Genomic DNA, 22,117 nt, shown 5'->3' with positions numbered 1-22,117 from the left:
TGCCGAAAACACACAAGCTGGCGACACTCGAAGGTGAGTGCACAGCTGCTCGTAACGCCCCTCTACACATGCCGGAGGACCCCGATCATGACCGCAAGCTTCACCCGTCGTACGACTGCCGCCAGGTCCCGGATCGCCGCAGTCAGTGCGCTCGCGGTCGCCGGCGCGCTGGCGCTCACCGCCTGCGGTGACCAGACGAACTCCGGATCCGAGACCGCCCAGACCGAGGGCACCAAGTCCACGAGCGCCCCGCTCTTCGACAAGCTTCCGAAGAAGTACCAGGACTCCGGCGTGATCAAGGTCGGCACGGACGCCGCCTACGCCCCGATGGAGTACGAGGAGGGCGGCAAGATCGTCGGCATCGACCCCGACATCGCCGCCGCCATGGGCAAGGAGCTCGGCGTCCGGTTCGAGTTCACCAGCGGTACCTTCGACGGCCTGATCTCCTCGCTCAACACCGGCCGCCAGGACATCGTCATGTCCGCCATGAGCGACACGAAGGCCCGCCAGGAGGGTCTGGACGACAAGGGCAAGAAGACCGGCGAGGGCGTCGACTTCGTCGACTACTTCAACTCCGGTGTCTCACTGCTCGTCAAGAAGGGCAACCCGGAGAACATCAAGTCCCTCGACGACCTGTGCGGCAAGAAGGTGGCCGTCCAGCGCGGCACGACCTACCACGACACGTTCAAGAAGCAGGCCACCAAGTGTGAGCAGGACGGCAAGGGCAAGCTCACCATCGAGGCGTTCGACACCGACGCCGAGGCCCAGACCCGTGTGAAGTCCGGTGGCGCCGTGGCCGACCTCAACGACTACCCCGTCGCCGCGCACATCGCGAAGACCGCGGGCGGCGGCAACGACTTCGAGGTCACGGGCGACCAGACCGAGGCCGGCCCCTTCGGCATCGCCGTCGACAAGGACAACACCCAGCTGCGCGACGCACTCAAGGACGCCCTGAACGCGATCATCGAGAACGGCGAGTACGCGAAGGTCCTGGAGAAGTGGGACGTCAAGGACAGCGCCGTGACCGAGGCGACCATCAACGCCGGCCAGTGATCCGACGTACCAGCCTCAAGCGTTCCACTGAAGGGCAGTCACTGTGACTGACAAGTTCGACAAGACACCCGCCGACGGGCCACCGGCGACGACGGCGGTCGACAAGGGGGCCTACACGCCCCCTGAGCAGATCAAGGCCATCCCGGTCAGGCACTGGGGCCGCTGGATCAGCGGTGTGGTCGTCGTGGCCCTGCTGGGCACGCTCGCCTACTCGTTCTCCCAGGGCGACGTCACCTGGGGGACGGTCGGCGACCTCATCTTCGACGACCGGATCGTCACCGGCATGGGCCGCACGCTGCTGATCAGCGTGCTGTCGATGCTGATCGGTCTGTTCCTGGGCATCCTCTTCGCCGTCATGCGGCTGTCGAAGAACCCGGTGACCGGTGCGGTGTCCTGGCTGTACATCTGGTTCTTCCGCGGCACGCCCGTGTATGTACAGCTCCTCCTGTGGTTCAACCTCGCGCTGATCTTCCCCGTCCTCAACCTTGGGTTCTACAAGGACGAGATGGTCGACGTGATGACCCCGTTCATGGTCGCGCTGCTCGGCCTGGGCCTGAACGAGGGCGCGTACATGGCCGAGATCGTCCGGGCCGGCATCCAGTCGGTCGACGAGGGCCAGACCGAGGCCTCGCACGCGCTCGGCATGTCCAGCGGCAAGACCATGCGGCGCATCGTTCTCCCCCAGGCGATGCGGGTGATCGTGCCGCCGACCGGCAACGAGTTCATCAACCTGCTGAAGACCTCGTCCCTGGTCTCCGCGGTCCAGTACACGGAGCTGCTGCGCGCCGCGCAGAACATCGGCTCCACGTCGTTCGCCATCATGGAGACCCTGCTGGTGGCCTCCGTCTGGTACCTGGCCCTGACCAGCGTGTTCAGCGTCGGTCAGTACTACGTCGAGCGGTACTACGCACGCGGCTCGCTGCGGCAGCTGCCGCCGACACCCTGGCAGAGGGTCAAGGCCAATCTGCTGTCCCGCAACAGCCCCAGGGGGGTGTGACACATGACCCCCATGGTGAAGGCCGAGGGCGTCCACAAGTCCTACGGTTCCGCCCACATCCTGCGCGGCATCGATCTCGAGGTCGCACCGCGTGAGGTGTTCTGCCTGGTCGGCCCGTCCGGCTCCGGCAAGTCCACCTTCCTGCGGTGCATCAACCACCTGGAGAAGATCAACGCCGGCCGGCTGTCGGTCGACGGCCACCTGGTCGGCTACCGGCAGAAGGGCGACAAGCTCTACGAGCTGAAGGACAGCGAGGTCGCGGCCCAGCGCCGGGACATCGGCATGGTCTTCCAGCGCTTCAACCTGTTCCCCCACATGACGGCGCTCGCCAACGTCATGGAGGCGCCGATCCAGGTCAAGGGCGAGACCAAGGCCGTCGCCCGGGAGCGGGCCGAGCGGCTGCTCGACCGTGTCGGGCTCGCCGACAAGGCCGGGAACTACCCCTCGCAGCTCTCCGGCGGTCAGCAGCAGCGCGTCGCCATCGCCCGTGCGCTGGCGATGGAGCCGAAGCTGATGCTCTTCGACGAGCCGACCTCGGCCCTCGACCCGGAGCTGGTGGGTGACGTCCTCGACGTCATGCGCGGCCTCGCCGAGGACGGCATGACGATGATCGTCGTGACGCACGAGATGGGCTTCGCGCGCGAGGTCGGCGACTCGCTGGTCTTCATGGACGGCGGCGTGGTGGTCGAGTCCGGCCACCCGCGCGACGTCCTGACGAACCCGCAGCACGACCGCACGAAGTCGTTCCTGTCGAAGGTCCTGTAGGGCGCGAAGGCTCTGGAGAGCTTGAGTGGGGCGGTACGGACGCGAGGTCCGTACCGCCCCTTTCTCCGTGCCGGCGGGCCTGCTGAGCGCGAGCACCGTTGATGCGGGGCGTCGACTCGTCCTTCTGTGGTCGCCGAACCGGATCCCTCTCGTCCGTAATACCCTCGAAGCGACAGCAGCTGTTACGCCGACACCGGACCGCCGCGTAAGGACTACAAGTGGAACTGGCCTATTACTCGGACTACGCCGTACGCCTGGTCAACACCGAGGAGCCGGGCCGCAACAAGGACTCCCTCACCTCCGTCGAGGCCGTCAGGGATCTGTTCGGCCCCTCGACGCAGGCCGCGCGCCGCGCCACGGACTCGGACGTCACCCGCTTCCGGTCGGTACGCGCCCGGCTGCGCGCCGTCTTCACCGCGGCGGACGCGGGCGAGGAGACCCAGGCGGTCGACCTGCTCAACTCGCTGCTGCTGGAGTTCCCGGTCAGCCCGCAGATCTCCGGACACGACCACCGGGACGAGGACGGCCGGCCCAAGTGGCACATGCACCTCGCCGACCACCCGTCGAACGCGACTGCGGGATACGCGGCCATCGCGGCGATGGGCCTCGCCTTCCACCTGACCGAGTACGGCGTGGACCGCCTCGGCCTGTGCCAGGCCGCCCCCTGCCGCAACGCCTACCTGGACACCTCGACCAACCGCTCGCGCCGCTACTGCTCCGACCGCTGCGCCACCCGCGCCAACGTGGCGGCCTACCGCGCCCGCAAGCGCCTGGAGACCGAGCGGTCGGCGAGCACGAGCCTCAGCGCGGAGACGGCCCAGGACCCCACGTAGAAGGGGGTGCGCCGACGCCCGGGCAGCATGGGCCGGTACCGGGCGTACACCCGCGCGAGAACCAGCTCGTCCGGCACGGTGCCGAACGCGCGGCTGTCCACGACCTCGGCGTCCGGATTGTCCCCGAGGACCCACCAGCCGCCGTCACGCCGCTCGATCAGCCGCTTCACGATGAGCAGGTCCTGCTGCAGGGGATGACGCAGTACGGCCACGTGCCCCGGGCGCACCTCGGCGCCGTTGTGCACGAGCAGCTGGTCGCCGTGCCACAGCGTCGGATACATCGAACGGCCGGTCACCTCGGCGATGCCGAACGGCGCTCTCGCCTCATGCCCCTGCTCACTCATCGGCCACCTCCGGCTCCACCGTACGTTCCGCCACCGGTCCCATGGTGGCCCCGGACTTTTGTCCTAAGCCCCTGGGGGCACTCGCGAAAACCCGACGGTCACGGAGTAATCTCCCACCTGAGAAGACGATCACGAGGAAGGACAGCTCCATGCTCTCCCGCCTGTTTGCCCCCAAGGTGAAGGTCAGCGCCCACTGCGACCTGCCCTGCGGTGTCTACGACCCGGCCCAGGCCCGCATCGAGGCGGAGTCGGTCAAGGCCGTCCAGGAGAAGTACCAGGCCAACGAGGACCCGCACTTCCGCGCCCGCGCCACGGTCATCAAGGAGCAGCGCGCGGAGCTCGCCAAGCACCACGTGTCGGTGCTGTGGAGCGACTACTTCAAGCCCCCGCACTTCGAGAAGTACCCGGAGCTGCACCAGCTGGTGAACGACGCGCTGAAGGCCCTGTCGGCCGCGAAGGCGTCGACCGACCCGGCGACGGGCCAGAAGGCCCTGGACTACATCGCCCAGATCGACAAGATCTTCTGGGAGACCAAGAAGGCCTGACGTCTGGCCCGGGCTGCCCGACCCGTCCGTCCGCGGGTCCCCTCGCCCAACCGACCGCACCCGGTCCGCAGGCCGCCGAGCACGGCGTCCATGCCGGACCCGGTGCGGTCGTTTTCCTCGCACCGTCGCGGTGATCGCGGAAGGCCCTGAGGCGGGCGACCCGCTGCGTTCCCTTCGGAAGTGGCTGGCCGACGTCGAGGAGCTGAGGGGCCGCGGCGACGGCGTTCGCCACCGGGCTCAGCGCCTGGCTGCCCACCCACCGGGGAGACGTCCACATCGAGGTGAAAGGCCTGTCCGGCGCTCAGGCCTGGGCCGGCTCGCGGCTGCCGAGCGCGGTGCCCGGCGGCAACTGGCCCCGGATCCGCCCGAGCGCATCGTCGAAATCGCCGTCCGCGACGCACGCTTCGTACGCGGCGCCGCCGCAGTGGAGCGTCAGGTTGAGCTCCGCCCGGTGGGGCCCGGCCCCGTCCCGCGCGGGCTCCCCCAGGGTCAGCAGGCAGCTCAGCGTCGCCTGCTGCACGCCCCCGTCGACGTGGACGGGCAGCGGCATGTCCCATTCCAGTACGCAGGAGGACAGCACGCCGCCCCCGCCCTCCGCCTGCAGTGCGGCGAACGTCGCGCCCTCGTACTCAACACCTCTGATGCGCGTGCGCACTTGGCCGCCGGCCGCGGTTATCGTGACCGCTTCCGCGCCGGCCCGGTCGCGGTACCAGCCCGCGCAGACCTCAGTCGACTCCGATGACATGCGCGGACTGTAGCGCTAGGCCGTCCTCCGGCGCGCAGGAGGTGCCGCTTCACGCCCTGGGCGTGCGCCGTGGATGGCGCGGCTCAGGTCTGACCGACCTCTTCGCCGGATGCGCCGTCTCCGGATGCGCCGCCGTCCTTCTCGACGCTCAGGGGACAGTCGGGGTTGCGGCAGGGCCCGGGCTCCCAGACCGGTACGAACGCCCCGAGCGTCTTGTGCCGTTTGACGACCGTGCCGACAGGCCGGCCACAGGCAGGGCAGACATGCTCGTCCTGCGGACGCCTCGGGACGCGGTGCGAACCATGTCCTTCACTGTCCATATGGCCAGAATATTCCGCTACGGGCACCTGGGACAGCGGGACCGAGCCGCCCGGAACTCCCTCGCACACGGGACCGGCCCCTCCACCTTGCGCCCAGTCACGATCCCCGGCCCCGGCATGGTCAAGGGGCGGTCCCTTCCTCGGGGAGCGGTCGGCTGTGCGGGCCGGGGGCGCGGCGGGCGTGCCCCCGGTGCGGCACAAGGTCAGCGCCAGCGGCTCACCTCGACGTTCTCCAGGACTCCGAGGGCGTCGGGGACGAGGACGGCTGCGGAGTAGTAGGCCGTGACCAGGTACGAGATGATCGCCTGTTCGTCGATGCCCATGAAGCGCACGGACAGGCTGGGCTCGATCTCGTCCGGGATGCCGGTCTGGTGCAGCCCGATGACGCCCTGGTCGGCCTCGCCCGTACGCATGCAGATGATGGACGTCGTGCGGGCGTCCGAGATCGGGATCTTGTTGCACGGGAAGATCGGCACACCGCGCCAGGCCGGCACCTGGTGACCGCCGATCTCGACGCTGTCGGGGACCAGCCCCCGCTTGTTGCACTCGCGGCCGAAGGCGGCGATCGCGCGCGGGTGGGCGAGGAACAGCTTCGAACCGCGCCGCCGCGACAGCAGCTCGTCCATGTCGTCCGGGCTCGGCACACCGTCGTGCGGCTGCAATCGCTGACCGTAGTCGCAGTTGTTCAGGAGGCCGAACTCGCGGTTGTTGACGAGCTCGTGCTCCTGGCGCTCGCGCAGCGCCTCGACAGTCAGCCGCAACTGCTGCTCGGTCTGGTTCATCGGCTGGTTGTAGAGGTCGGCGACGCGGCTGTGCACCTTCAGCACGGTCTGCGCGACGCTCAGTTCGTACTCGCGCGGGGCCGCGTCGTAGTCGACGTAGGTGTGCGGGACGACGGCCTCGCCGACATGTCCGGCGGACAGGTCGATCGCCGCCTCGCCGTACTTGTTGGTCCGCTGCCGTGGCAGTGCGGCGAGGCTCGCCAGGTGCGTGCGCAGCGACTCCGCGCGGTCGGCGAGGTTGAGCACGTCGTACCTGGACAGCACGAGCACGGTGCAGGCCGTGGCCGCGCGCGCCGTGTACCGCCAGACGGCCTCGCGGTCCGTGAGGGAGTGATCGCCGAAGTACGCCCCGTCAGCGAGGACTTCGACCACGGCCTCGTCCCCGTAGGGGCCCTCGCCGATCTGCTCGACCCGGCCGTGCGCCAGCAGGTAGACCCGGTCCGCGGCCTCCCCGCCGGTGGCCAGCACCTCTCCGGGCGCGAACTCCTGCTGCTCGCACCGCCGCGCCAGCTCCGTGAGGGCGGTCTCGTCGCCGAAGTCGCGCAGCGCCGGCAGCTCGCCCAGCTCGGCGGGGATGACCGTGACCTGGCCGCCGGTCTGCACGAACGTCACCCTGCCGTCGCCGACCGAGTAGCTCAAGCGGCGGTTCACGCGGTACGTGCCGCCCTGCACCTGCACCCAGGGCAGCATGCGCAGCAGCCACCGCGAGGTGATCTCCTGCATCTGCGGGGCGGACTTGGTGGTGGTCGCGAGATTCCGCGCGGCGGCGGTGCCGAGACTCTGCTGGGGCCCCTGCTCACGCACGTCCTCGCCGACGGAACCTGCCGAACCGACCGTCATGTGACTCCCTCCCGATCATGTCTCTGACCTGCGAGGCAAGCCTTTCAGCACAGTGCGTCGTCGCACCATTACACAAATGAGTGGGACTGCATCACCGCGACCGGGGCAGTGGCCGGATCGCCTCGTACACCGGGCGACAATCAAGAGGTGAACAGGGAGACGTCCGACCTCGCCGCCGCGCTGCGGCCCCGGCTGCCCTCACCGCTGCAGCCCGTCGCGGACGAGCGTTTCGAGAGGCACGGAGTGCGGCTGCTGCTCAAGCGCGACGACCTGATCCACCCCGACCTGCCGGGCAACAAGTGGCGCAAGCTCGCTCCGAATCTGCGCGCCGCCGCCGGCCGGCCGGTGCTCACCTTCGGCGGCGCGTACTCCAACCACCTGCGGGCCACGGCCGCGGCGGGACGCCTGCTCGGCTTCCCCACGATCGGCGTCGTACGGGGTGACGAACTGGCCAGGCGCCCGCTGAACGGGTCCCTCAGCCGCTGCGCGGCCGACGGCATGCGCCTGCTGTTCGCCGACCGCGCCGCCTATCGCGCCAAGGGCGACCCCGACGTGCTCGCGCGGTTCCTCCGCGCCGCCGGCGTAGGGGCCGACGACGTGTACGTGGTCCCCGAGGGCGGCAGCAACGCCCTCGCCGCGCAGGGCTGCACGGAACTCGGCCGCGAACTGCGCGACGAGGACGTCGATGTCGTGGCCGTCGCCTGCGGGACGGGAGGCACGCTCGCCGGTCTCGCCGCCGGCCTCGGGCAGGGCAGGCGCGCCATCGGCTTCCCCGTCCTGCGCGGCGGCTTCCTCGGCGAGGCGATACGCGCCCTGCAGCAGGAGGCGTTCGGCGGCCCGGCCGGTGACTGGTCGCTCGACGACCGCTTCCACTTCGGCGGGTACGCCCGCACGCACCCCGTACTCGACGCGTTCGCCCGGGACTTCGGGGAGCGGCACGGGCTGCCCGTGGAACGTGTCTACGTCGCCAAGGCTCTCTACGGACTGAGCGTGCTCGCCGCCGAGGGCGCCCTCCCGGCCGGCAGCACGGTCGTCGCCGTGGTCACCGGCCGGGAGGACGGGTCGGATCAGGCCTCCTCGCGGTAGGCCGCGGCCTCCTCCAGATCCAGCCGGCGCAGCAGCGTGCGCATCATCTCGTCGTCGATCCGGCGACGGTTGCGCAGCTCGACGAAGACGTCCCGCTCCGCGGCGATCATCTCCCGCGCGAGGCGGCGGTAGGTGTCGTCGGCCGACTCCCCGGTGATCTCGTTGACCGTGCCGAGCCGCTCCCACACGGCGTTGCGCCGGCGCTCCAGCACCGTGCGCAGCCGGTCGGCCAGCGGCTGGGGCAGCGCGTTGCGCTCGTCGGCCAGCAGCTCCTCCAGTCGCCGTTCGGCCGCCGCGGACGCCTCGCTCTGCGCCTGGGCCTCGGCCAGCGTCTCGGCGTACGTGTCCCGTCCGGGCAGCTTCACCGCGCGGATCAGCGTGGGGAGGGTCAGGCCCTGCACCACGAGGGTGCCGATGACGGTGGTGAAGGTGAGGAACAGGACGAGGTTGCGGGCGGGGAACGCCTCGCCGTCCGCGGTCGTCAGCGGGATGGAGAACGCGATGGCGAGCGACACCACGCCCCGCATGCCGGCCCAGCCGACGATCAGCGGCGCGGTCCAGGTGGTGTCCGGCTCCCGCTCCCTGATCCGCCTGGACGCCATGCGGGGCAGGAAGGTCGCCGGGTAGACCCAGACGAACCGCACGACCACGACGGTGACGAACACCCCGGCGGCGTACCAGAGCGCCTCCCCGACGCCGTATTCGCCGAGGTCCTCCACCACGATCGCCAGTTGCAGCCCGATCAGCGCGAAGACGACGGACTCCAGGACGAAGGAGACCATCTTCCACACCGCCTCCTCCTGGAGCCTGGTCGCGAAGTCGACCTGCGAGGAGTGGTGCCCCAGGTAGAGCGCGACGACGACCACCGCGAGCACCCCGGAGGCGTGGACCTGCTCGGCGGCGGCGTAGGCGATGAACGGGATGAGCAGCGACAGCGTGTTCTGGAGGAGCGCCTCCCTGAGGTGCGTGCGCAGCCAGTGGATGGGGATCATCAGGACCAGTCCCACGCCGATGCCGCCGAGCGAGGCGACCGCGAACTCTCCCAGGCCCCCGGCCCAGCTCGCGCCCTCGCCGATCGCGGCCGCGAGGGCCACTTTGTACGCGGTGATCGCGGTCGCGTCGTTCACCAGGGACTCCCCCTGGAGGATCGTGGTGATGCGGCTGGGCAGTCCGAGTCTGCGGGCGATGGCGGTGGCGGCGACCGCGTCCGGCGGTGCGACGACCGCGCCGAGCACGAGCGCGGCGGTCAGCGGCAGGTCGGGCACGAAGAGGTAGGCGAGGTAGCCCACGGCCAGCGTCGCGAAGAGGACGTAGCCGACGGAGAGCAGCGCGACCGGGCGGATGTTGGCGCGCAGGTCGAGGTAGGAGCTGTCCAGGGCGGCGGTGTGCAGCAGCGGGGGCAGCAGCAGCGGCAGCACGATGTCCGGGTCGAGGTGGAAGTCGGGGACGCCCGGCACGTACGAGGCGATCAGTCCCACCGCGACCAGCAGCAGCGGTGCCGCGACCGGTGTCCGGCGGGCGGCGCCCGCGACCGCGGCGCTCACCGCGATGAGTCCCACCAGTGGCAATGCGTCCATCACACCGACCTCGTATCGTCGCCTGCGTCGTAACCTGGCAATCATGAGCGAGTGTCCCCATGTAGCAGAACTGCCACGGCCCGAGCCGGTGCCGCTGAGCGAGACCTGCCCGGAGTGCCTGGCGGTGGGCAGCCACCCGGTCCAGCTGCGACTGTGCCTGGTGTGCGGCCACGTGGGCTGCTGCGATTCCTCGCCGCTGAAACACGCGAGCTCGCACTTCCGCGAGACGGCGCACGCGGTGATGCGCAGCTTCGAGCCGGGGCAGGCGTGGCGGTGGTGTTTTGTCGACGGTTCGATCGTCTGACGCCTGGGTACGTCAACCATCCCCCGGTTCTGCGCAATTGGGCGGCGCAGACCTCTAGCCACTGTCCGTACTCATGTGCTTACCATGAGTGACAGTTATCAGCTCGGGGGTCCCGGCGACACGGCACCATGGATCGCGATAGCGTCGCCAGGCCAGTACCGGCTGCGTAATCGACTACGTACCGCATGGCCGCGGGTGCTTTCACCCACGGCCCAGAAAGAGCTTGTGCCACCTTGGAGGTGAGGGTGTCCCAGATCGCAGGCGAGCCCGGGACTCAGGACTTCGTGGAAGTCCGGCTGCCGGCTGCGGGTGCCTACCTGTCCGTGTTGCGTACGGCCACGGCCGGTCTCGCAGCGCGCTTGGACTTCACCCTCGACGAGATCGAGGATCTGCGGATCGCGGTCGACGAGGCGTGCGCGATCCTGCTCCAGCAGGCCGTTCCCGGGTCAGTCCTGAGCTGCGTGTTCCGGCTCGTCGACGACTCGCTGGAGGTGACGGTCTCGGCGCCCACGACCGACGGCCGCGCCCCGGAGCGCGACACGTTCGCCTGGACGGTGCTCTCGGCACTGGCCGGCAAGGTCGACTCCTCGGTCGCCGACGACCGTACTGTCTCCATCAGCCTGTACAAACAGCGCGGCGCGGGACCCGGGCCGGCGTGAGCAACGGAAACGGGGATGGTCCGATGCGGGAGGACGAGGAGCGTGCCCCCCGGGTGCTGAGCGCGTCGGCCGGCATCCCGGAGCAGCACGCACGGCCGCACCCGGTGGTGGACGAGCCCGACGGCCGGACGGCCTCGGCGGAGCAGGCGCGGGCAGATCAGGCGGACCGTATGAGCGAGCACGAGCACGGCCACGAGCGGCATCACCACGACGCCCACGACCGCAGCGGGGCACGGGCGATGTTCGTAGAGCTGCGCAAACTGCCCGAGGGAGCCCCCGAGCGGGCGGAGCTGCGCAACCAGCTCGTGCGGATGCACCTGCCGCTCGTCGAGCATCTCGCGCGGCGCTTCCGCAACCGCGGCGAGCCGCTGGACGACCTCACGCAGGTCGCCACGATCGGGCTGATCAAGTCGGTGGACCGGTTCGACCCGGAGCGCGGCGTCGAGTTCTCGACGTACGCGACCCCGACGGTGGTGGGCGAGATCAAGCGCCACTTCCGCGACAAGGGCTGGGCGGTGCGGGTGCCGCGCCGGCTCCAGGAGCTGCGGCTCGCCCTGACCACGGCGACGGCGGAGCTCTCCCAGCAGCACGGCCGCTCTCCGACGGTCCACGAGCTGGCCGAGCGCCTGGGCATCTCGGAGGAGGAGGTCCTGGAGGGCCTGGAGTCCGCGAACGCGTACTCCACGCTGTCCCTGGACGTCCCCGACACGGACGACGAGTCGCCCGCGGTGGCGGACACGCTCGGCGCGGAGGACGAGGCGCTGGAGGGCGTCGAGTACCGCGAGTCGCTGAAGCCGCTGCTGGAGGACCTTCCGCCGCGGGAGAAGCGCATCCTGCTGCTCCGCTTCTTCGGCAACATGACGCAGTCGCAGATCGCACAGGAGGTCGGCATCTCGCAGATGCACGTCTCGCGGCTGCTGGCCCGGACGCTGGCGCAGCTGCGGGAGAAACTGCTCGTCGAGGAGTAGCGGAGCGGGCCGTGCCCACGGGGCGCGGCCCGCCGCGGTACGCGTCAGTCGCGGGCCACGCCGATGCCCAGCGCCCGGGCCGTGGTCGGGTGGACCAGCAGCACCAGGCCCGTCACGGCCACCGCCGCCAGCACGATGCCCAGCGGGATCAGGGCGCCTGAGGCGCGCAGCAGGGTCCAGGCCGGGATGAGGGCGATCAGCTGGGTGATGATCGCGGGCCCGCGGCTCCACGAGCGTCGGCGCAGCAGCCCGCGGGCCGCCAGCAGCGGGATCACGGCGAGTGCGATCAGTGTCACACCGCCCGTCTGAGCCTGCGAGGGGCTGTCGGGCCGGCCCAGCAGGCCCATCACGAGCATGTAGACGCCTCCGGCGGCGAGCGCCAGACCCTCGGCGGCGCACACGGCGGCCGCGGCCGTCAGGCGGGCGGGGCGGGGGGTGGTGTCGTCGCTGCTCACCCCTGCAGGGTAGCCGTCGCCCGGCACCCGGGACTGGGCCAGGTACCCCCCGGTAGGTACGCTGCATCGCATGCGCGCACTTCTCGTGGTCAATCCGGCAGCAACCACCACCAGTGCCCGCACACGCGACGTGCTGATCCACGCGCTCGCGAGCGAGATGAAGCTCGAGGCGGTGTCCACCGAGTACCGCGGGCACGCCCGTGACCTCGGTCGCCGGGCCGCGGAGTCCGACGACATCGATCTCGTCGTGGCGCTCGGCGGCGACGGCACGGTCAACGAGGTCGTGAACGGTCTGCTGCACAACGGCCCCCATCCCGAGGGCCTGCCCCGCCTCGCCGTCGTGCCCGGCGGCTCCACGAACGTCTTCGCCCGGGCCCTCGGCCTGCCGAACGACGCGGTCGAGGCGACGGGCGCGATCCTGGACGCCCTGCGCGACCGGACCGAGCGGACGGTCGGTCTGGGCCTGGCCGCCGGCACGCCGGGGACCGAGGACGAGGGGGTGCCGCAGCGCTGGTTCACCTTCTGCGCCGGGTTCGGGTTCGACGCGGGTGTCGTCGGCCGGGTCGAACAGCAGAGGGAACGCGGCAGACGCTCCACGCACGCGCTCTACGTCCGCCAGGTGCTGCGCCAGTTCCTCGACGAGCCGCACCGCCGGCACGGCACGATCACGCTGGAGCAGCCCGGCGCGGACCCGGTGAGGGACCTGGTGCTGTCCATAGTCTGCAACACCTCCCCCTGGACCTACCTGGGCAATCGTCCGGTGTACGCGTCCCCGAAGGCCTCCTTCGACACCGCTCTGGACGTGCTCGGGCTCTCGAAGCTCTCGACGCCGGCCGTGGCCCGTTATGCGACCCAGCTGCTGACGTCGAGTCCCGAGCGCGGCCCGCACGGCAAGCACGCCGTCACACTCCATGATCAAACCGACTTCACCTTGCATTCCAAGGTCCCGCTGCCCTTCCAGATGGACGGCGACCACCTGGGGCTGCGCACGAGCGTGACGTTCACAGGCGTACGCCGTGCACTGCGTGTGATTGTGTGAGCGGAACGCGCAAAAGTCCTTTATCTCGAACGTATGGGCTGCCATCCACCCCATAGAAGTACGGCTGTGACCTAGTCGACACCGAGGAATCAAAAAAAACTTTCCGGAAGGGGTTGTATCCGCCGCCGAGGTTTGCGAATCTCTACATGGCGATCGGGACGGCCCGCAACAACGGCCCCACAGACCGCCGGAACCCCTCCACGAATCCAGGACCCAACGCCGGGCAACTGGCGATCGGCCCTTCCCTTGCGGGGGGATTCGTGAAAGCGTTCACATTCACAAGCAACCCGCATGTCATATCAAGGAGAGGTAGCAGCCATGGACTGGCGTCACAACGCCGTTTGCCGCGAGGAAGACCCCGAGCTCTTCTTCCCCATCGGCAACACCGGTCCTGCGCTGCTGCAGATCGAGGAAGCCAAGGCCGTCTGCCGCCGCTGCCCCGTCATGGAGCAGTGTCTGCAGTGGGCGCTCGAGTCCGGCCAGGACTCCGGCGTCTGGGGTGGCCTCAGCGAGGACGAGCGTCGCGCCATGAAGCGCCGTGCCGCTCGCAACCGGGCGCGTAACGCCAGCGCCTGACGCCCCCTGCTACGAGCCTGAGCCGGCGGCGCGTGCAGCGAGCACGCACTTCACCGCCTTCGAGCCGCAGCGCGCAGTACCCCCGATGCGCATCGCGAATGCGAGCAACGAGCTTCGAGCCCCGGACCGTGTGACACGGTCCGGGGCTCTTCGCTGTGTACAGCGCTAGCGCTTGTCGGATACGGGGATGTCGAGGACGACGCGGGTGCCGCGCGACGGCTCGGGGACCGGCACCATGTCGAAGCTGCCGCCCAGCTCGCCCTCGACCAGGGTCCGCACGATCTGCAGCCCCAGGTTGCCCGCGCTCTTGGGATCGAAGCCCTCGGGCAGACCCCGGCCGTCGTCCTGGACGGTGATCAGCAGTCGGGCCTTCTCCGCGCGGCTGTCGCCGCGGACCGCCGACACCTCGACCGAGCCGTGCTCGCCCGGTGCGAAGGCGTGTTCCAGGGCGTTCTGCAGGACCTCGGTGAGCACCATGGACAGCGGGGTCGCGGTCTCGGCGTCGAGGATGCCGAAGCGGCCGGTGCGCCGGCAGTCGACCTTGCCCGGGGAGATCTCGGCGACCATCGCGATCACCCGGTCGGCGATCTCGTCGAACTGGACGCGCTCATCCAGGTTCTGGGACAGCGTCTCATGGACGATGGCGATCGAACCGACGCGCCGGACCGCCTCGTTGAGCGCCTCGCGGCCCCGCACGGAGTCCATGCGCCGGGCCTGGAGGCGCAACAGTGCGGCCACCGTCTGGAGGTTGTTCTTCACCCGGTGGTGGATCTCCCGGATGGTCGCGTCCTTGGTGATCAACTCCCGCTCCCGGCGCCGCAGTTCCGTGACGTCCCGCAGGAGGACCAGGGAACCGATGCGTACGCCCTTGGGCTTGAGCGGGATGGCGCGCAGCTGGATGACGCCGCCGTTGCCCTCGACCTCGAACTCGCGGGGCGCGTACCCGCTCGCCAGTTTGACCAGCGCCTCGTCGACGGGGCCGCGGGAGGGGGCCAGTTCGGCGGTGACCTGGCCGAGGTGCTGCCCGACGAGGTCGGAGGCGAGACCGAGCCGGTGGTAGGCGGACAGGCCGTTGGGGCTCGCGTACTGGACGACTCCGTCGGCGTCGAGGCGGATCAGACCGTCGCCCACGCGCGGCGAGGCGTCCATCTCGACCTGCTCGCCGGGGTAGGGGAAGGCGCCGGCCGCGATCATCTGGGCGAGGTCGGAGGCGGACTGGAGGTAGGTGAGCTCCAGCCGTGAGGGCGTGCGCACGGTGAGCAGGTTGGTGTTGCGGGCGATGACGCCGAGGACGCGGCCCTCCCGGCGCACCGGGATCGACTCGACCCGTACGGGCACCTCCTCGCGCCACTCCGGGTCGCCCTCGCGCACGATCCGGCCCTCGTCGAGCGCGGCGTCGAGCAGGGGCCTGCGGCCGCGGGGCACGAGGTGGCCGACCATGTCGTCCTGGTAGGAGGTCGGGCCCGTGTTGGGCCGCATCTGGGCGACGGACACGTAGCGGGTGCCGTCGCGGGTGGGGACCCACAGGACGAGGTCGGCGAAGGACAGGTCGGAGAGCAGCTGCCACTCCGAGACCAGCAGGTGGAGCCACTCGAGGTCGGACTCACTCAGAGCGGTGTGCTGGTGGACGAGATCGTTCATGGAGGGCACGTCTGCGAGGGTACCCGCGGGCCGCGGCGCCGTGACGGGACCCTCAACCCGTCCGGCACCGCAGCCCGGAGTTGCCCGGCCGGCAGGTGTGCGGTCCCGCTCGGCCGTGTGGAGGTCTCGGCGCAGTCAGGGCAGAGAGCGCCGGGGACCTCGTTCCACCCTCCTGTGCGGGGAGGGCGGACGCTTGTGTTCAGTTTCATTCTGGACTAGACCACTAGGGCTGTCCATGCATCAGCCGAGTTTAGTTCCCGCGCCATACTTATGCACCGGTCAAAAGGGACGGCCTGCGGATCAGCGCGTTTCCGTGACCTTCGCCGGCGCCCGGGGATGCGCCGCAGGACCGCGGGCTGCTGTGCCGTCTCGCCGGACATGATCCGGCCCGGGTGCTCGTGCTCGCTGTGCTCGGCCGGAGTCGTGGCGGACATTGCCGGGCGCCTCCATCAGGGCGGTCCAGGCGCCGGGCGCCGGAGCTCCCGGCGCTCGCCGGCACAGCACTGTCGCGCTGCGGTCAGATCCCGGCGACCTTGCCGGTGATGACCTCAGCGGCGGCGCGTCCGCAGACGCGGGCCGCGCCGTGGGTCGCGATGTGCACGGCCCCCCTCGGCGGTGCCGCGTCGACGCCCATCTCGACCACGACCGTGTCGGGGCGGGCCTCGATCAGGGCGTCGAGGGCGGCAGCCATCCAGGGATGGCGGTGGACGTCACGCACCACAGCGACGATCCTACGGTCCGCCGCAGCGGCCAGCACATCTGCCACCAAAGCGGATGTTCCGGCCTCGCTCGTGCAGATACCGGTCGTGGTGCCGGGCAGCAGCGCGGACAGTTCGGCCGCGACGCCCCAGGGCGTGTCGTCACCGACGGCGATGTTGGCGACCGGCGCGAAGGCGGCGATGTGGGGGGCGGCGGTGACCGGCCCGCAGGGCCGCTCCCCGACGGTGACCCGCACCGCGCGCCGCGCGGCGACGAGGCCGATCTCGGTGCCGGAGCCGGGCGCGGTCCCCTCCTGTGAAGCCGCGCCCGGCTCTGCTGCAGCCCCCCTGGCCCGGCGCGTCCAGTCGGCGAGGGCGCGCACGCGCGCCGCCGCGTCGGCCAGCCGCTCCTCGGGCAGGTCGCCGTCCCGTACCGCCGTGACGAGCGCGTCGCGCAGTCGCAGTACGGTCTCCTCGTCGGCCAGGCCGCCGCCGACGCAGATCGCGTCGGCTCCGGCGGCGATCGCGAGGACCGAGCCGCGCTCGATGCCGTACGTGGACGAGATGGCCTGCATCTCCATGCCGTCCGTGACGATCAGGCCCTGATAGCCCAGCTCTTCGCGCAGCAGACCGGTGAGGATCTGCGGGCTCAGGGTCGCGGGACGGTCGGGGTCGAGCGCGGGCAGCAGGATATGCGCGCTCATCACCGCTTTGGAACCCGCCGCGATCGCCGCGCGGAAAGGCACCAGCTCACGGGTGTGCAGTGTGGCGAGGTCCACATCGATCCGGGGCAGCGCGTGGTGCGAATCGACGCTGGTGTCGCCGTGTCCGGGGAAGTGTTTCGCGCACGCGGCGACTCCGGCGGACTGGAGTCCCTCGATGTACGCCACGGTGTGCCGGGCGGCGAGCTCCGTCCCGGCGCCGAAGGACCGTACACCGATGACCGGGTTGTCCGGGTTCGAGTTGATGTCGGCGGACGGCGCCCAGTTGAGGTCGACGCCGCACTCGGCGAGCCGCCGGCCCAGCTCACGGGCCACGGCCCGGGTGAGGTCCACGTCGTCCACCGAGCCGAGCGCGTAGTTGCCGGGGAAGGAGGAACCGGTGCGGACCTCCAGCCGGGTGACGTCACCGCCCTCCTCGTCGATGGCGACGAGCACGTCGTCGCGTTCGGCCCGCAACCGGGCGGTGAGGGCGGCCAGCTGTCCGGGCGTCGCGATGTTGCGGCCGAAGAGTCCGACGGAGGACAAGCCTTCGCCGATCCGGCGCAGCAGCCAGTCCGGCGCGGTGGTGCCGGTGAAGCCCGGCTGGAGGACGGTGAGGGCGTCGCGGGTGAGGGTGTCGGATGATCCCCGTACGAGAGTCGTCATGAGGCGGCGTTATCCCTTCACTGCGCCCGAGGTGAGTCCCGCCGCCATCTTCTTCTGGATGACCATGAAGAAGGCCACGACGGGAATGGCGATGAGCGTCGAGGCGGCCATCAGCGCGCCGTAGTCCACACCGCGCGAGGTGGTGAAGTTCGCCAGCCACACGTTGAGGGTGTACTTCTCGTTGTCCTGCAGCACGATGTAGGCGAGCAGGTACTCGTTCCAGGCATTGATCAGCGAGTAGATGGACGCGGCGGCCAGTCCCGGCGCGAGCAGCGGGAAGACGACGCGCCAGAAGGCGCCCATCTGGCTGCAGCCGTCGACCATCGCGGACTCCTCCAGCTCCTTCGGGATGTTGATCACGAAGCCGCGGATCATCCAGGTCGCGAACGGCAGGGTGGAGACGAGGTAGATGACGATGACGCCCCAGTACTCGTTCAGCGCGCCCAGGTCGTTGAGCTGGAGGTAGATCGGGATGAGCATGGCCGTCGGCGGCAGCAGCTGGACCAGGATCAGCACGATCATGAAGAGTTTGCGGCCGGCGAACCGGAAGCGGCCGATCGCGTACGCCGCGATGGTCGCCATCACCATCGCGCCGACGACCGCGGTGACACAGATGATGAGGCTGGACTGGACGGCGGTGCCGAAGTTGGCCTGGTCCATGGCACGGCCGAAGTTGTCGAACGTGACCGACGACGGCCACAGGGTCTGGTCGTAGCTGCGGATCTCGGCGTTCGGGCGCAGGGCACTGATGATCAGCCAGTACACCGGGAAGATCATGACCACGAAGGTCAGCAGCCCGACGACGTTGTAGACGTGCCTGCTCTTCTTCCTGCGGTCGGGGCGGATGGCCTTCGGGGCGGAGCTGAGGGCGCTCACTCGACCTCTCCGATCTTGAGCAGCTGGCGCAGGTAGTAGACGGCCACGCCGGACAGCAGGAGCACCGTGATCAGAGAGATCGCGGCGCCCTGGCTGAAGGAGTTGGACTCGAAGGCTTTGTTGAAGGCGTAGAGGCCGAGCACCTCGTACTCGGGCTCGGGCTTGGTGCCGCGCATCAGCCAGACCTGGCCGAGGACGTTGAAGTCCCAGATGACGGACAGCGTGGCCACCATCTGGAACACCGGCTTGATGACCGGGAAGATCACGTAGCGGAAGTTCCCGAACGCGCCCACGCCGTCGATGGCCGCGGCCTCCTCCAGTTCCTTGGGGACCTGGGTGAGCGCGGCGTACAGCGTGATGGCGACGAAGGGGATCGCGCCCCAGACCACCACGGCGCCGATGACGAGGAAGCCCTGCCTGTGGTCGAGGAACCAGTTGTGCCCCTGGAAGTCCAGCCCCAGGTACTTCGACAGGACCATGTTGGCGACGCCGTAGTCCGAGTCGGCGAACCAGCGGAAGATCGAGGCCGCCACCATCAGCGGGATGGACCAGGCGGCGATCAGCGCCGCGGTCAGCAGCAGCCGCGCCCAGGTGGACATGCGCTGCATCATCAGCGAGATCGCGAGGCCGGCCGCGAGCGTGGTGACGACACAGGCGGCCATGAACACGACGGTGAGGACGACCGAGTCCCAGAAGGCGCCGTCCCGGAAGATGTCGGTGAACTGCTGGAAGCCGACCCAGGGGGCCGGTTCGCCGGTCCACAGCTCCTTGCGGCCGACGTCCTGGAAGGACATGACCGCCGTCTTGACCAGCGGCCACACGAAGACCGCGGCGATCGCGAGGATGGTCGGGCCGATGAGCAGGTACGGCAGCAGCGCACCGGCCTTGCGTGGCCCGGGCGCCTGCCCCTTCGGCTGCTGGGTGACAGGCCCCTCGGGGTGCCGCGCTACGGGCACCACCGGGTCGGCTGCTTTCATGTCGGCGGCACTCATGGGTGCTGAGCCTTCCGTTCGGACGTACGGGCCGGGAGGTACCGGAGTGCGGGGGCGGCGCCCCGTGCCGAGGCACGGGGCGCCGCCCCCGCCGCCGGTCGACGCGGTGAGAAGTCCGGTGTCAGGACTGCTCGTTGATCAGCTTGTCGATCTCCTCGTCGGCCTTCTTGGTGGCTTCCTCGACCGGCGTGCCCTTGATGATGTCCAGCAGCATCAGCTCCAGGACCTCCTTCTTCTCGATCGCGGCCCAGCCCGGCGCGATCGGGGTGAACCAGGCGTCCGGCACCGCGGCCGCGATCGCCGCCGTCTCCGGCTTGGCCTTCAGCGGCTCCAACTGCTTGGTGTTGTTCGGCAGGATGTTCTTGGAGGCCAGCACCTCCTGCGACTTGGCGCTGGTGAACATCGAGATCCATTCCTCGCCGAGGTCCTGGACCTTGGACTTGGAGATGGTGGCGAGGTCGGAGCCGCCGATGAAGGAGGGGAGCGCCTTGCCGTTCGGGCCGGGCATGCCCGCGGTGAGGATCTTGTCCTTGAGCTCGGCGTTGCCGTTGCCCGCCGGGTCGGTGATGCTGCCGGCCTCCCAGCCGTTGCCGTAGAGCAGCGCGGCCTTCTCGTTGGCCATGACGTTGGCGTGGTCCTGCTCGTCCTTCGTCTTGTCGCCGTGGTTGTACTTCTCGACCAGGTCGACGAAGTGCTTGATGCCCTTCTGCGCCTCGGGCGTGGACAGAGCGGCCTTCCACTCCTTCCTGCCCTCGTCATAGGTGGCGATCTCGCCCCCGTACGCGGCGACGTAGGACATGGCGGCGTACCAGTAGCGGCCGGGCAGGTAGAGCGGCGAGAACGCCTTGTCCTTGCCGTACTTCTCCTGGACCTTGTCGAGGGCGGCGGTCAGCTCGGCCTCGGTGCTGGGCAGCGTCTCGGCGCCCGCGCCCGCCTTGAACATGTCCTTGTTGTAGATGGCCACGCGCGCACCGGCGTAGTACGGCACGCAGTACTGCTTGCCCTCGTAGGAGCAGGTGTCCTTGAGGCCGCCGATCCAGGTGTCCGAGTTCTCGTACTTCTTCGGGTCGATCTCGCCGAGCGCCCCGTTGAGGATGTACGTCATGGTCTCGGTGTTGCCGAGCTCGACGACGTCCGGGAACTTGTCGCCGGACAGCGCCGCGTCGAGCTTCTTGGTCTTGTCCGCCCACTGCTGGTACTGGACGTTGACCTTCACGCCCGGGTACTTGGCGTTGAACCGGTCGTTGACGTCCTTCACCAGCTCGGGCCACGTGGACTGCGCGTCGACCATCAGCCAGACGGTCAGCGTCTCCTTGCGGTCCTTCGGGTTCTTGGCCGCCTCGCCGCCGCCGTCCGAACCGCACGCCGCGACCGAGGCCATCATGGCCGCCACACCCACCGCTGCTACGAGATTGCGCTTCACGCCACCCTCCTCAAGGGATGCAAGAGTCCCCCCCACCACCCGGGAGTCGCGCAGCACTTGACAATGGCGCGCCGGATTCTGCCCTGGGGCCGGGATCTGGTCTTTAATGGTTTAGACCAGTACCGGGAGCTTGGCCTAGACCTTTAGGGGTGTCAAGGGTGTATAAGAAGGGCAGTCGCGTCCGTTATCGGACCGACACCTGAGGGAGGGCGACGACCCGCGAGCGGTCCGTGCCACCATGTGAGCCGCTAGGTCCCGTCCGGTCGACAGGCCGGATCAGTGAGCGGGGTCTGGTGCGTGCGATCGCAAGGCGGAGGATTGAGTCGACGCGGAGCGTCGGCGATTGACGACAACGCAGCGAGCGTGCGTGCCAGGGCACGCGAGCCCGGCAGGATCGGCCGGACAGGGCCTGGAGACGGAGGAGCCGGTGACGGCAGGAGCGCAGCAGTCGGGAAGGCGGGGCATGACCACGGACGGGGCCGGCACCGAAGCCGAGAGCGGGGCAGCAGGCGCCCGTACCGCGCGCGTGCCCAAGTACTACCGGCTGAAGCGGCACTTGCTCGACATGACCGAGACACTGCCGCCCGGGACTCCGGTGCCGCCGGAGCGCACGCTCGCCGCCGAGTTCGACACCTCGCGCACGACCGTGCGGCAGGCGCTCCAGGAGCTCGTCGTGGAGGGCCGGCTGGAGCGCATCCAGGGCAAGGGCACGTTCGTCGCCAAGCCCAAGGTCTCCCAGGCGCTGCAGCTCACCTCGTACACCGAGGACATGCGGGCACAGGGCCTGGAGCCCACGTCCCAGCTGCTGGACATCGGATACGTCACAGCCGACGACAGGCTGGCGGAGCTGCTCGACATCTCGACGGGCGGGCGGGTCCTGCGGATCGAGCGCCTGCGGCTGGCCAGCGGCGAGCCCATGGCCATCGAGACCACGCACCTCTCGGCCAAGCGCTTCCCCGCGTTGCGGCGCTCGCTCGTCAAGTACACCTCGCTCTACACCGCCCTCGCGGAGGTGTACGACGTCCATCTCGCCGAGGCCGAGGAGACGATCGAGACGTCTCTCGCCACCCCGCGCGAGGCGGGGCTGCTCGGCACGGACGTCGGCCTGCCGATGCTGATGCTCTCGCGCCACTCGCTCGACGCCCAGGGCGAACCGGTGGAGTGGGTCCGCTCGGTGTACCGCGGGGACCGCTACAAGTTCGTCGCTCGGCTCCAGCGGCCGAAGGACTGAG

Annotated in this window: 22 protein-coding genes; 12 read left to right on the top strand and 10 right to left on the bottom strand. The window is 69.7% G+C overall.

The genetic code is table 11. The features are described from left to right. The first annotated feature begins 87 nt into the window (after window positions 1–87). The 4 genes from HW130_RS30250 to HW130_RS30235 all read left to right on the top strand — a co-directional run bounded on the left by HW130_RS30250 (window position 88) and on the right by HW130_RS30235 (window position 3,648). Window positions 88–1,053, top strand: a complete 966-nt coding sequence (locus HW130_RS30250; RefSeq protein WP_177152951.1) for an ABC transporter substrate-binding protein — start codon at window positions 88–90, stop codon at window positions 1,051–1,053. A gap of 43 nt (window positions 1,054–1,096) precedes the next feature. Beyond that, window positions 1,097–2,050 carry an amino acid ABC transporter permease gene (locus HW130_RS30245; RefSeq protein WP_177152950.1) on the top strand — a complete coding sequence of 318 codons (954 nt, stop codon included), beginning with the start codon at window positions 1,097–1,099 and terminating at the stop codon, window positions 2,048–2,050. A gap of 3 nt (window positions 2,051–2,053) precedes the next feature. Beyond that, a complete protein-coding gene (locus tag HW130_RS30240) occupies window positions 2,054–2,815 on the top strand; it encodes an amino acid ABC transporter ATP-binding protein (protein WP_305737814.1) in 762 nt (253 codons plus the stop codon). 218 nt (window positions 2,816–3,033) lie between these two features. Beyond that, window positions 3,034–3,648, top strand: a complete 615-nt coding sequence (locus HW130_RS30235; RefSeq protein WP_177152949.1) for an ABATE domain-containing protein — start codon at window positions 3,034–3,036, stop codon at window positions 3,646–3,648. Here HW130_RS30235 and sodX read toward each other — a convergent pair. After that, entirely contained in the window at window positions 3,567–3,992 is a 426-nt protein-coding gene (sodX, locus tag HW130_RS30230; protein ID WP_177152948.1) for a nickel-type superoxide dismutase maturation protease, read from the bottom strand. The two genes, HW130_RS30235 and sodX, sit on opposite strands and share 82 nt — an antisense overlap. Before the next feature lie 149 nt (window positions 3,993–4,141). Between sodX and sodN the strand changes: the two genes are divergently transcribed. Then, the gene (gene sodN / locus HW130_RS30225; protein WP_089511141.1) at window positions 4,142–4,537 is read left to right on the top strand and encodes a superoxide dismutase, Ni; all 396 of its coding nucleotides are present in this window, start codon (window positions 4,142–4,144) and stop codon (window positions 4,535–4,537) included. Window positions 4,538–4,838: 301 nt separating this feature from the next. Here the strand turns inward: sodN and HW130_RS30220 are convergent, their stop codons facing one another. Both HW130_RS30220 and HW130_RS30215 read right to left on the bottom strand, forming a co-directional pair. Then, window positions 4,839–5,282 carry a DUF6304 family protein gene (locus HW130_RS30220; RefSeq protein ID WP_177152947.1) on the bottom strand — a complete coding sequence of 148 codons (444 nt, stop codon included), beginning with the start codon at window positions 5,280–5,282 and terminating at the stop codon, window positions 4,839–4,841. A gap of 523 nt (window positions 5,283–5,805) precedes the next feature. Beyond that, window positions 5,806–7,224: a family 2B encapsulin nanocompartment shell protein gene (locus HW130_RS30215; RefSeq protein WP_177152946.1), complete on the bottom strand. Its 1,419-nt coding sequence runs from the start codon at window positions 7,222–7,224 to the stop codon at window positions 5,806–5,808. 147 nt (window positions 7,225–7,371) lie between these two features. On the opposite strand from HW130_RS30215, the gene HW130_RS30210 reads away from it, so the two are divergent. Next, entirely contained in the window at window positions 7,372–8,310 is a 939-nt protein-coding gene (locus tag HW130_RS30210; RefSeq protein WP_177152945.1) for a 1-aminocyclopropane-1-carboxylate deaminase/D-cysteine desulfhydrase, read from the top strand. Here the strand turns inward: HW130_RS30210 and HW130_RS30205 are convergent. Next, entirely contained in the window at window positions 8,292–9,887 is a 1,596-nt protein-coding gene (locus tag HW130_RS30205; RefSeq protein WP_177152944.1) for a Na+/H+ antiporter, read from the bottom strand. The two genes, HW130_RS30210 and HW130_RS30205, sit on opposite strands and share 19 nt — an antisense overlap. A 43-nt stretch (window positions 9,888–9,930) precedes the next feature. Between HW130_RS30205 and HW130_RS30200 the strand changes: the two genes are divergently transcribed. The 3 genes from HW130_RS30200 to HW130_RS30190 all read left to right on the top strand — a co-directional run bounded on the left by HW130_RS30200 (window position 9,931) and on the right by HW130_RS30190 (window position 11,818). Next, window positions 9,931–10,191, top strand: a complete 261-nt coding sequence (locus HW130_RS30200) for a UBP-type zinc finger domain-containing protein (RefSeq protein WP_177152943.1) — start codon at window positions 9,931–9,933, stop codon at window positions 10,189–10,191. A 245-nt stretch (window positions 10,192–10,436) separates the two neighbouring features. Further along, the gene (locus HW130_RS30195) at window positions 10,437–10,850 is read left to right on the top strand and encodes an anti-sigma regulatory factor (RefSeq protein WP_018845530.1); all 414 of its coding nucleotides are present in this window, start codon (window positions 10,437–10,439) and stop codon (window positions 10,848–10,850) included. Continuing rightward, complete coding sequence (locus HW130_RS30190; protein ID WP_375256601.1) at window positions 10,739–11,818, top strand: RNA polymerase sigma factor SigF; 1,080 nt, start codon at window positions 10,739–10,741, stop codon at window positions 11,816–11,818. The genes HW130_RS30195 and HW130_RS30190 overlap by 112 nt, the downstream gene beginning before the upstream one ends. 44 nt (window positions 11,819–11,862) lie before the next feature. Here the strand turns inward: HW130_RS30190 and HW130_RS30185 are convergent, their stop codons facing one another. Continuing rightward, window positions 11,863–12,273: a hypothetical protein gene (locus HW130_RS30185; protein ID WP_177152941.1), complete on the bottom strand. Its 411-nt coding sequence runs from the start codon at window positions 12,271–12,273 to the stop codon at window positions 11,863–11,865. 70 nt (window positions 12,274–12,343) lie between these two features. On the opposite strand from HW130_RS30185, the gene HW130_RS30180 reads away from it, so the two are divergent. After that, window positions 12,344–13,312, top strand: a complete 969-nt coding sequence (locus tag HW130_RS30180) for a diacylglycerol kinase family protein (RefSeq protein ID WP_177152940.1) — start codon at window positions 12,344–12,346, stop codon at window positions 13,310–13,312. A gap of 318 nt (window positions 13,313–13,630) precedes the next feature. After that, window positions 13,631–13,888, top strand: coding sequence for a WhiB family transcriptional regulator (locus HW130_RS30175; protein ID WP_003953983.1), 258 nt, complete (start codon window positions 13,631–13,633; stop codon window positions 13,886–13,888). A 165-nt stretch (window positions 13,889–14,053) separates the two neighbouring features. Here the strand turns inward: HW130_RS30175 and HW130_RS30170 are convergent, their stop codons facing one another. The 5 genes from HW130_RS30170 to HW130_RS30150 form a co-directional block, all read right to left on the bottom strand. Further along, window positions 14,054–15,529: a sensor histidine kinase gene (locus HW130_RS30170; RefSeq protein ID WP_177152961.1), complete on the bottom strand. Its 1,476-nt coding sequence runs from the start codon at window positions 15,527–15,529 to the stop codon at window positions 14,054–14,056. Between the two features lie 517 nt (window positions 15,530–16,046). Then, entirely contained in the window at window positions 16,047–17,594 is a 1,548-nt protein-coding gene (locus HW130_RS30165; RefSeq protein ID WP_177152939.1) for a glycoside hydrolase family 3 protein, read from the bottom strand. 9 nt (window positions 17,595–17,603) lie between these two features. Then, window positions 17,604–18,470 carry a carbohydrate ABC transporter permease gene (locus HW130_RS30160; protein WP_177152938.1) on the bottom strand — a complete coding sequence of 289 codons (867 nt, stop codon included), beginning with the start codon at window positions 18,468–18,470 and terminating at the stop codon, window positions 17,604–17,606. Beyond that, window positions 18,467–19,462 (bottom strand): carbohydrate ABC transporter permease, encoded by a 996-nt coding sequence (locus HW130_RS30155; RefSeq protein WP_177152937.1) that lies wholly within the window; start codon window positions 19,460–19,462, stop codon window positions 18,467–18,469. The genes HW130_RS30160 and HW130_RS30155 overlap by 4 nt, the downstream gene beginning before the upstream one ends. 121 nt (window positions 19,463–19,583) lie before the next feature. Further along, on the bottom strand, window positions 19,584–20,885 hold the full coding sequence (locus HW130_RS30150) for a sugar ABC transporter substrate-binding protein (protein WP_177152936.1): 1,302 nt from the start codon (window positions 20,883–20,885) through the stop codon (window positions 19,584–19,586). A 463-nt stretch (window positions 20,886–21,348) separates the two neighbouring features. On the opposite strand from HW130_RS30150, the gene HW130_RS30145 reads away from it, so the two are divergent. Further along, a complete protein-coding gene (locus HW130_RS30145) occupies window positions 21,349–22,116 on the top strand; it encodes a GntR family transcriptional regulator (protein ID WP_177152935.1) in 768 nt (255 codons plus the stop codon). The last annotated feature ends 1 nt before the right edge of the window (window position 22,117 follow it).

Origin of the sequence: Streptomyces sp. PKU-EA00015 (genome assembly GCF_013387495.1) — a bacterium.
Taxonomy (GTDB): Bacteria; Actinomycetota; Actinomycetes; order Streptomycetales; family Streptomycetaceae; genus Streptomyces.
Note: the sequence above shows the minus strand (reverse complement) of the source record. Positions and strands in the feature narration are given on the sequence as shown.

Excerpts from the sequence above, each read along its gene's own strand:
- HW130_RS30250 (WP_177152951.1), top strand. The coding sequence starts at position 88 with ATGACCGCAAGCTTCACCCGTCGTACGACTGCCGCCAGGTCCCGGATC.
- HW130_RS30240 (WP_305737814.1), top strand. The coding sequence starts at position 2,054 with ATGACCCCCATGGTGAAGGCCGAGGGCGTCCACAAGTCCTACGGTTCC.
- sodX (WP_177152948.1), bottom strand. The coding sequence starts at position 3,992 with ATGAGTGAGCAGGGGCATGAGGCGAGAGCGCCGTTCGGCATCGCCGAG.
- sodN (WP_089511141.1), top strand. The coding sequence starts at position 4,142 with ATGCTCTCCCGCCTGTTTGCCCCCAAGGTGAAGGTCAGCGCCCACTGC.
- HW130_RS30220 (WP_177152947.1), bottom strand. The coding sequence starts at position 5,282 with ATGTCATCGGAGTCGACTGAGGTCTGCGCGGGCTGGTACCGCGACCGG.
- HW130_RS30215 (WP_177152946.1), bottom strand. The coding sequence starts at position 7,224 with ATGACGGTCGGTTCGGCAGGTTCCGTCGGCGAGGACGTGCGTGAGCAG.
- HW130_RS30205 (WP_177152944.1), bottom strand. The coding sequence starts at position 9,887 with ATGGACGCATTGCCACTGGTGGGACTCATCGCGGTGAGCGCCGCGGTC.
- HW130_RS30200 (WP_177152943.1), top strand. The coding sequence starts at position 9,931 with ATGAGCGAGTGTCCCCATGTAGCAGAACTGCCACGGCCCGAGCCGGTG.
- HW130_RS30180 (WP_177152940.1), top strand. The coding sequence starts at position 12,344 with ATGCGCGCACTTCTCGTGGTCAATCCGGCAGCAACCACCACCAGTGCC.
- HW130_RS30175 (WP_003953983.1), top strand. The coding sequence starts at position 13,631 with ATGGACTGGCGTCACAACGCCGTTTGCCGCGAGGAAGACCCCGAGCTC.
- HW130_RS30170 (WP_177152961.1), bottom strand. The coding sequence starts at position 15,529 with ATGAACGATCTCGTCCACCAGCACACCGCTCTGAGTGAGTCCGACCTC.
- HW130_RS30165 (WP_177152939.1), bottom strand. The coding sequence starts at position 17,594 with ATGACGACTCTCGTACGGGGATCATCCGACACCCTCACCCGCGACGCC.
- HW130_RS30155 (WP_177152937.1), bottom strand. The coding sequence starts at position 19,462 with ATGAGTGCCGCCGACATGAAAGCAGCCGACCCGGTGGTGCCCGTAGCG.
- HW130_RS30145 (WP_177152935.1), top strand. The coding sequence starts at position 21,349 with ATGACCACGGACGGGGCCGGCACCGAAGCCGAGAGCGGGGCAGCAGGC.